Raw genomic sequence first — 8430 nt, forward strand, 5'->3', positions numbered from 1 at the left:
GCACGTCGGGGGGCGCCGGGCGGGGGGCGTCGTGCCGGGGGCGGGATGCCGGGTGCGGGGTGCGGGGTGGTGTGGCTGAGGCTGCTGAGGTGGGGTGAGGTGGCTGGGCTGAGGCTGCTGAGGTGCGGTGAGGTGGGTGGGGTGGGGTGGCTGAGGGTGCGGTGCGGTGCCGTACCGGGTCGGGGTCAGGTGCGGGTGGTCGTCGCGCAGGTCTTGGGCAGCGCGCCCACCGGGACGCCGACGGCGTAGGGGTCGGCGGTGCGGCCGGAGCCGGGCCGGGCGGCGGCGCCGGTGCCGAACCCGGGGTGCAGGTAGCCGTCGCCGACGCCGCAGCTGGTGTTGAAGTCGTCGGCGAAGGTGTTCTGGAGCCACAGCTTCCCCGGGGCGTCGCCCGACAGCCGGGCCGGGTAGACCCGCATCACCAGGACCTGCCGGACGATGCTGCGGCTGACCTGGCCGTCACCCCCGTGCGCCTGGACGAAGGGGTGGACGAAGGTGTAGTCGGTCCGCACCTCCACCGAGCCCCGCGCCGCGCCGGCGAACGTCATCGTCCCCTTGACCTTGACCGTCGGGCCGGCCGGTGCGATGCGGGAGGGCTGGTAGCGGGTGAGGTAGCTGAGCGGGTTGTGGCCGGCGCGCGGACGCGCGATGTCGGTGCGGACCGCGTCGCTCCAGCCGCTGGCCGGTGCCATCAGCCGCTCGGCCGCCGCCGGCCACGCGCCGCGCAGGGTGGCCGGGTCCAGTTCGGTGGCGACGATGTACCGCTTGGTGTCGGCGAGCGCCGCGGCCACCTGCGCGCGGCTCAGCCCGCCGACGGCCCGCGCGGCCGGCGGCACGATGCCCGCCGCGCCGTCGGCCCAGTTCACCGCCGGCGAACCGGCGAACGGGTGCGCCGCGGTGGGCGCCGCCGCGTCGGGCGCCGTGGGCGTGCCGGACGGCGTGCCGGGGGTCAGCCAGACCGACGGCGGAGCGGTGCGGCCGCCGCCGGGCGTCCCGGACGTGGCGGCCGACTGGCTCATCACCAGCAGCACCACGCCGACGCCGATGACGGCGGGGACGAGCGTGCGGGCCGGCCGGCGCAGCCGCTCCCGGGTCATCAACCGCCGGACGGCCGCGACGCGCTGCCCGACCGGTACGGGGTGCCGCGGCGCCCGGCGGCGGGACGGCGGCCGTTCGCGGGCGGCGGGGTCCTTCGGCGCGAAGGCACGTATCCGCCCCTCGGCGCCGGTCGGGAACCACTCCCGCACCTCGTCGGGAACGGGCTGGTCCTCGGGCCGTTCCGGCACGTTGTCGTCGGTCGGCGGGTACACGGGCATGGGCGGGCTGGGGTCCTGTCTGTGGAGTGTCCGCGGCTGAAGTCACCGGTCCGGAGCGTCAGTTCTACCGGGGTCACAGCTTCTCCACAAACCCGTCGGAGTGACAGCCGGTACGCACGCTGACGTCATCACCACCGGAAGCGGGGCGGTCGGGCCCGGTGGGGCCCGGTGGGACCTGGTGGGGCGCGGCCGGACAGCGCCGGGGTCGGCCGAACGCGATGCCGGCCGCCTCACTGGCCGGCTTGGTGTGCGTCCTCGCCGGCCGCCTCGGTGGACGCCTCGGTGAAAGCCTTGCTGGACGCCTCGGTGAACGCCTTCTCCGGGCCGCCTTCTCCGGCTGCCTCGCCGACCGCCCTGGTGACCGCCTCTCCGGCCGCCTCGGTGAACGCCTTGCTGGACGGCGCCGGGGGCGAGTTCACCGGACGCCGTCGGCTCCGTGCGGAGCGGCGACAGCCACCCGCGCCGTCGGACCGTGCTGAACGGCGACAGCCCCGCACCGTCAGACCGTGTCCAGGACGCGCGACGCTCCGACCGGGAGGTCCCACAGGTCGTCGCGGTGACGGCCGGCCGCCTGCCACGCGACGCGGACCCGGGTGAGCGGCTGGAGCGGCGGTTCCGCCGACAGCAGGAACGTCGCCCAGTGCATCGGCGCCATGATCCGCGCCCCCACGTCCCCGCAGGCGCGGACCGCCTCCTCCGGGTCGGTGTGCACCGCGCGCAGCAACGGCCGGGGCGCGTAGGCGCCGATGGGCAGCAGGGCGACGTCGATGCCGGGGTGGCGGCGGCCGATCTCGGCGAACCAGTGGCCGTACCCGGTGTCCCCGGCGAAGTAGACCCGCCGCCCGGCGCCGTCGGTGAGCACCCAACCGCCCCACAGGCTGCGGCAGGTGTCGGTCAGCGTGCGCCTGCTCCAGTGGTGGGCCGGCACGAACGCGAAGCGCACACCGCCCAGTTCACACTCCTCCCACCAGTCCAGCTCGACGGTCCTGGTGAACCCGCGCCGCCGGCACCACGCAGCGAGCCCGGCCGGCACCAGCAACGGCGTGGTCCGCGGCAACCGCCGCAGGGTGGGGGCGTCGAGGTGGTCGTAGTGGTTGTGGCTGATGACCACCGCGTCGATCGGCGGCAACGCCTCCCACGCGACACCGACCGGGGTGATGCGCGGCGGCGTCGCCGGGATGCGCCGCGACCAGACCGGGTCCGTCAGCACCGTCAGGCCGCCGAGCCGCAGGACCCAGCTGGCGTGCCCGGCCCAGCTGACGGCCACCGCGCCGTCGGGCGCGTCGGGCAGCGGTCCCGGCACCACCGGCAGCCGCGGGGTGTCGGCGGCCACGTCCGCGCGGCGCGGCCGCAGCGCCACGCCCCAGCCGGCCCGCACCATCCGCGCCAGCCCGGGCAGCGGTTCGGTCAGCCGGTCGGCGAACGACCGCGGCCAGGTCCGGGGCCCGGTCCCGGCGGGCTGGGGGGCGACCGGGGAGGGGGCGACCGGCGCGGTGCCGGCCGGGGCGGTGATGGCCCGAGCGGTGACGGCCGGAGCAGTGCCGGCCGACGCAGGGGCGGCCGAGGCGGGGGCCACCGGCGTTGTCGCGGCCGGAGAGGGCGTGACCGGTGCGGGGGCCACCGGCGCGGAGGCGGTCGGGCCGGACGGTTCCGGGCGCTCCACGTGATCGGTCTGATCCGTCATCGGGGCTCCAATCCGTGGGCGCCGGCGACGCCACCGCGAGGGCCGGTCCTCGCGGGCGCCGGGGCGTACGACAGGAGCGCAGGGCGGGCCGTGCGCTGTCGGACGATATGACGGTAAGTCAGGCGCCGGTCAGTTCGGCGCAGGCACTACGGAGATCCGCCAGCGCCTCGGCGACATGGGGGACGGCCGGCGGATCGGCGGACGCCAGCGCCAGCGCGCGGGCCCGCGGGTCGTCGCCGTACAGCGCCGGCACCGCGATCCGCACCCGCGCGGCGGCCGGGTCGTCGCCGAACCACCCGCCGGGCACCGCGCCGGGCAGCCGGTCCGCGATCCGGACGGCACCGGGGACGCCCGGCCCGCGCGGGCCGTCCGGGAGCGTGCCGAAGTCGGGGTAGAGGTGGAAGCCGGCGGCGGGCGGCAGGCACAGAGCGCCGGCCCGCAGGAGTTCGGCGTGCGCGGCGGCGGCGACCGACGCGTGCAGCCGCACCGCCGACCGGGCGTCGTCGCGGGCCCGGTCCGGTTCGGCCAGCGCGCCGGCGGCGGCCCGCGCGACCGGGCCGGGCAGCACCGCTCCCTGAGCCGCGAGCGCGGCGAGCGTGCCGTCGCGCAGGGCGGCGGCCGGGCCGGCGGACGGGAAGCCGGCGATCGCGGCCGGCCAGGCGGCGGGCAGCGCGCCGGCGGCCAGGTCACGCAGGACGACGGTGCGGTCGGGCACCATCTCGGCGGGGCTCAGCACCACGGTGAGCGGACCGTGGGTGGAACCGGCGAACGTCTCGTCGGCGAGCAGCGACAACCCGGCGGCGGCCGCCACCTCGCACACCTGGTGGACCAGTTCGGGCGGCGCCACCGTCCCGGTCGGGTCGTCGGCGACCGCCAGCACCAGCAGGTCCCGCCCGGCGCCGTCCCGCCGTACCACCTCGCGCAGCGCCACCGGGTCGGGCACTCCCCCGCAGCCGGCCGGCGCCGGCAGGTACCGCACCCGGCGGCCCAGCAACCGGGCGGCCGGCGCGTACCAGGGGGCGGCCGGGCGCGGCAGCAGCAGACCGCCGCCGGTCGCGGACAGCAGGGCCAGCATCAGCGGCGCCGGTCCCGGCCCGGCGAGCGTCCACGCGGGCCCCGCGGCCGGACCGTGCCGGGCCAGGAACCCGGCGGCCGCCGTCCGCAGCGCGACCCCGCCGCCGGCCGGCTCCGGCGGGTCGTCCCGCCCGCCGGCCAGCAGCTCACCGAGCCACGTCGGCACCGGCAGCCGGGGATCGGTGAACGGGCTGCCGCGTCGCGCGGTCCGGCGGGTGACGGTGCTGGGCATCGTGCTCCTCGGGGTGCGACGGACCCGGCGGGCGCCCCCGGTGCGATGCCTCGCCGCACCGGGGGCCGTCGGCTGTGCGGGCGGCGCGCGGGGCGTTCGCGGTACGGGGGGCGCGGCGCTCGCGGTGACCGGCGCCTCCGCGGGATCACGGACCGCTCCCCCGGTGCCGAAGGCCGTCAGCCGTGCCCGCGGTGCCCGTGCCACCGCGCGCCCTCAGCCGTGTCCGGGGGGCTCGCGCCGTCGACGGGCCCTGCCGGTGGTGGCCACCCGGGCTCGCGACGGCCCCGGGCCGTTCACGGGACCCGGGCGCGGGCGCCGGCCCGGGTGCGGCCGGGGGACGGGGAGCGCTCGGGGTGGCGCCGCAGGTACTCCCCCTCCAGGGCCGTCATGCGTGAGCTGTGGGTGCGCAACGCGTCGACGGAGCCGTACAGCAAGGTCTCGTGCCGGGTGCGGTGCAGGGCTTCGAGAGCCCGCAGCAGTGCCCGTTCGTCGAGGGCGCCCGGCGCCACTCCGGGGTCGTCCTTGTCGGCCATGACGCTCCCTTCCACCGGTCCCACCGCCTCCAGTATCACCACCGCAGGGCCGTCCGCGCGCGGCGGCGGTCAGCCGCGGACCATCTCGGCGGTGATCGCCCAGCGCTGGTGGTCGCGCCAGCCGCCGTCGATCAGCAGGAAGTCCGGCGACAGCCCCTCCAGGCGGAAGCCGAGGCGTTCGGCCAGGGCGATGGAGGCGGCGTTGCCGGGCTGGATGTTCGCCTCAAGACGGTGCAGTCCCATCGGGCCGAAGGCGTGCCGGACGACGAGCCCGACGCCTTCCGTGACCAGGCCGCGGCCGGGCAGGAAGCAGCCGTAACCGATGGCACCGCACTGGAAGGCGCCCTGCACGATGTTGTTGACGGTGCAGAAGCCGGCCAGCTCGCCGGTGTCGGCCAGGCAGATGGCGAAGCCCTCCCGCGGCGGTTCCTCCAGCCGGTCGAGGTAGGTGTCGAAGGCGGCGTCGGTGGCCGCGGGGAAGAGCCAGGGGCGGTGCAGTTCGGCGTTCCGCCGGGCGCCGCCGGTGAACGCCTCCCGGTCGGAGCGTTCCAGCAGACGGACGGCGACCCGCTCACCGCGGGCCAGGTAGGCATCGGACATCGGCCGATCGTATCCACGCCGGCCGCCGCGACCGGCCGGTTTTTCCGACGGCCGGTGCCCGGCACGGCGCCCCGGCGCGCCCCGCCCCGGCGCGCACGGGCACTGCCCGAACCCGGCGAAGGCCCACGTCGCACCGGCGCCGACGGCCGGCGCACCGCCCGCACCGCCCGGCCCGGCGAAGGCCCACGTCGACCCCGCCCCGGCGCACGCTCCGCCGGACCGCCCCACCCCGCCCCGGCGCGTACCCCGCCAACGCCGCCCGCCGACCCACCCCCGCCGCACAGCGCACAGCGAAGCGCCCGCCCGCTCCCGCGGGATCGCGGGGAGCGGGCGGGCGTCGGCCGGCCGGGAGGACCGGCGGGGTCAGCCCGAGGCGAGCGAGGCGAGCGCGCGCACGCCTTCGCCCTGCACCGTGACGGTGTCGGGCGAACCGGCGTCGATGGACAGCGCCAGCTCGTCGGTGGGCCAGCCCTGGCCCAGCAGGGCCAGCCGGACCGTGCGGTAGCTGCGGATCTGCGGCAGCGCCTGGGCGAGCCGGTCCTCGGAGGTGAAGACCGGGACCAGGCGGACCCCGTCCCCCTGCTCGTAGACCGGCAGCTGGAGACTGCCCGGCTCGGGTTCGGCCTCCGGGCCCGGCATGTCCTCCGGCACCGGGAGCAGCACCTCACTGGCTGCCAGCGTGCCGAGGGCCACCACGTTGTTGCGGTCCGCGGCGAGCTGGTGCAGCGCCTGCTGCACGGGCTCCGCGTTCTGCTCCGGCATGTTCTGCGTCATCATCGTCTCCTCACGGTCGGGTGCACGTGGATCGGTCGAACCGGCCCCGTACCCGGCCTGCGGCGGCCCATGCGCCCCCCGGCCGAAAAACCTCGCCCGCGGACGCGGTGCGGAATCGGCGAATCCGGGGGTCGCCCCCGACCGCCGCACGGGCACATGGCAGCCTGGGGCAATGCGTTACGTGATCATCGGCGCCGGTGCGGTCGGCGCGACCATCGGCGGACGGCTGTACGAGGCCGGGCACGAAACGGTGCTGGTGGCGCGCGGTGCGCACTACACGGCCCTGCGCGACCGCGGCCTGCGGCTGACCCTGCCGGAGCGGGCGCTGGCGCTGCCGGTGCCGGTGGCCGACCACCCCGAGGCGGTCCGGCTGCGCCCCGACGACGTGCTGGTGCTGTCGGTCAAGTCGCAGGACACCGTGGCGGCGCTGGACGCGTGGGCGTGGCAGCCGGTGGCGGGCGGCGGGACCGCGGCGACCCGGCTGCCGGTGGTGTGCGCGCAGAACGGGGTCGGCAACGAGGCGGTGGCGCTGCGCCGGTTCCGTACCGTCTACGGGATGTGCGTGTGGCTGCCGGCGTCCTACCTGGAACCGGGCGCCGTGGTGGCGTCGGCCGCGCCGCTGACCGGGATGCTGCACCTGGGGCGTTTCCCGGCGGCCGGCGGTGCGGCGGACCCGGTGCTGCGGACGATCGCGGCGGATCTGGAGAACTCCGGGTTCGCGGCGCCGCTGCCGGCGGACGTGATGGCGTGGAAGTACGCCAAGCTGCTGTCCAACCTGGGCAACGCGCTGGAGGCGGTGACCGGTCCGGTGCGGGGGGAGGCGGCGCTGGGGCTGCTGGCGCGGGCCCGCGCGGAGGGCGAGGCGGTGCTCGCGGCGGCCGGGATCGCCCACCCGGACGAGGCCGAGGAGGCCCGGGTGCGCGACGGGCTGGTGACGCCGCAGCAGATCGCCGGAAAACCCCGGCAGGGCGGTTCGTCCTGGCAGAGCCTGGCGCGCGGCGCCGGTTCCATCGAGGCCGACCACCTCAACGGCGAGATCGTGCTGCTCGGGCGTACGCATGGCGTGCGTACGCCCGTCAACGAGGTCCTTCAGGCGGTGGCCGACGACTTCGCCCGGCGCGGAATGCGCCCCGGCGAGTTGTCGGCCACCCGGCTCACGTCACTGGTACGCGAGTTGTCCGGCTCCTAGGAGCCGATCGGCTCAGACGCCGCGCTCGAACGCCGGCAGGTAGGCGTTGGAGTGGCCCGAGGCGGTCGGGTGGTAGGAGTCGCTGATCGGCCAGGTGAGCGAGTGCAGCCACTCGGTGGAGTCGCACAGCTCGTGGCCGGAGAAGCCGCTGACGACGCTCTCGTAGGTGTAGCCGTGGCGGCCCGCGGCGGCCGAGACCACGCTGTTGAGCGTGTCGGAGGCGTTGTCGAGGGCGACGTGGTCGGCCTGGCTCAGGCCGATGCAGCCGGTCTGCGACGTGTCGTAGAACTCGGGGTAGCCCAGGACGACGACGTGGGCGCTGGGGGCGTCCGCGGAGATGTCGTTGTAGAGGGTGTCCAGCACGCCCGGCAGGGTGTTCTTGGCCTTGGTCACCGCGCCGGCGATGGCCGACTGGCAGCTGCTGTCGGACTCCAGGACGCAGGTCTCCATGATGCTGGAGAAGCCCACGTCGTTGCCGCCGTCGGTGAGGCTGACCAGCGTGGTGCTCGCGGTCAGGCCGCCCAGCTGACCGCTTTCGATACTCGGGGCCGTCGCGCCGGTGCACGCCTCGAACGTGAAGGACGCCACGCCGACCGCGGACTTGTACAGCTCCGGGTAGGCGGCGGTCGACTGGTCGCAGCTGTTGAGGTAGTTGCTGGTGGTTCCCACACCCGAGGAGTAGGAGTCGCCGAGCGCGACGTAGTTGGCACCGGAGGCCTGGGCCGGGGCACCGCTGATGACGAGAGCGGCTGCGGCGGCGAGGCTGGCGACGCCGGCGAGCAGGGCTGATCTGCGCACGATGATCCCTCCACGGGGGTGAGCGGAAGAAGGGGGGACTACCCGCGGGTAGTTGCGGATGGCGATACGTAGGTAAGCGCATACGGACGGCCCGGGATAGGGGAAGGCCGGAAGAATCGCTGGAAATAGTTAACTGTTTACTTGTCGTGCACACGACCATCATCATCTTCAAGGAAACGCCGTCCGCACATGGTTCGGCGGCCGGTCGGCCGGGGTAGGGACCCCGGCCG

Annotated in this window: 9 protein-coding genes; 1 reads left to right on the forward strand and 8 read right to left on the reverse strand. The window is 76.3% G+C overall.

The genetic code is table 11. The annotated features are described in order from the left end of the window. Positions 1-185: 185 nt before the first annotated feature. From POF43_RS31690 to POF43_RS31720, 7 genes are all read right to left on the reverse strand, one after another. The gene (locus tag POF43_RS31690) at positions 186-1316 is read right to left on the reverse strand and encodes a hypothetical protein (RefSeq protein ID WP_271325629.1); all 1131 of its coding nucleotides are present in this window, start codon (positions 1314-1316) and stop codon (positions 186-188) included. 230 nt (positions 1317-1546) lie between these two features. Beyond that, positions 1547-1735, reverse strand: a complete 189-nt coding sequence (locus POF43_RS31695) for a hypothetical protein (RefSeq protein ID WP_271325628.1) — start codon at positions 1733-1735, stop codon at positions 1547-1549. 80 nt (positions 1736-1815) lie between these two features. Continuing rightward, the gene (locus POF43_RS31700) at positions 1816-3000 is read right to left on the reverse strand and encodes an MBL fold metallo-hydrolase (protein WP_282704891.1); all 1185 of its coding nucleotides are present in this window, start codon (positions 2998-3000) and stop codon (positions 1816-1818) included. 118 nt (positions 3001-3118) lie between these two features. After that, complete coding sequence (locus tag POF43_RS31705) at positions 3119-4306, reverse strand: aminotransferase class I/II-fold pyridoxal phosphate-dependent enzyme (RefSeq protein ID WP_271325571.1); 1188 nt, start codon at positions 4304-4306, stop codon at positions 3119-3121. A 293-nt stretch (positions 4307-4599) separates the two neighbouring features. Further along, the gene (locus POF43_RS31710; RefSeq protein WP_271318228.1) at positions 4600-4839 is read right to left on the reverse strand and encodes a DUF6158 family protein; all 240 of its coding nucleotides are present in this window, start codon (positions 4837-4839) and stop codon (positions 4600-4602) included. A 69-nt stretch (positions 4840-4908) separates the two neighbouring features. After that, on the reverse strand, positions 4909-5439 hold the full coding sequence (locus POF43_RS31715) for a GNAT family N-acetyltransferase (RefSeq protein WP_271318227.1): 531 nt from the start codon (positions 5437-5439) through the stop codon (positions 4909-4911). Positions 5440-5802: 363 nt separating this feature from the next. After that, complete coding sequence (locus POF43_RS31720) at positions 5803-6216, reverse strand: SseB family protein (RefSeq protein WP_308217268.1); 414 nt, start codon at positions 6214-6216, stop codon at positions 5803-5805. Between the two features lie 169 nt (positions 6217-6385). Between POF43_RS31720 and POF43_RS31725 the strand changes: the two genes are divergently transcribed. After that, complete coding sequence (locus tag POF43_RS31725) at positions 6386-7402, forward strand: ketopantoate reductase family protein (RefSeq protein WP_271325603.1); 1017 nt, start codon at positions 6386-6388, stop codon at positions 7400-7402. A 12-nt stretch (positions 7403-7414) separates the two neighbouring features. On the opposite strand, the gene POF43_RS31730 is transcribed toward POF43_RS31725, so the two are convergent. Next, on the reverse strand, positions 7415-8200 hold the full coding sequence (locus POF43_RS31730; protein WP_271318267.1) for an SGNH/GDSL hydrolase family protein: 786 nt from the start codon (positions 8198-8200) through the stop codon (positions 7415-7417). Between the last annotated feature and the right edge of the window lie 230 nt (positions 8201-8430).

The sequence above is a fragment of the Streptantibioticus silvisoli genome (assembly GCF_027947535.2).
In the GTDB taxonomy this organism is placed as follows: domain Bacteria; phylum Actinomycetota; class Actinomycetes; order Streptomycetales; family Streptomycetaceae; genus Streptantibioticus_C; species Streptantibioticus_C silvisoli.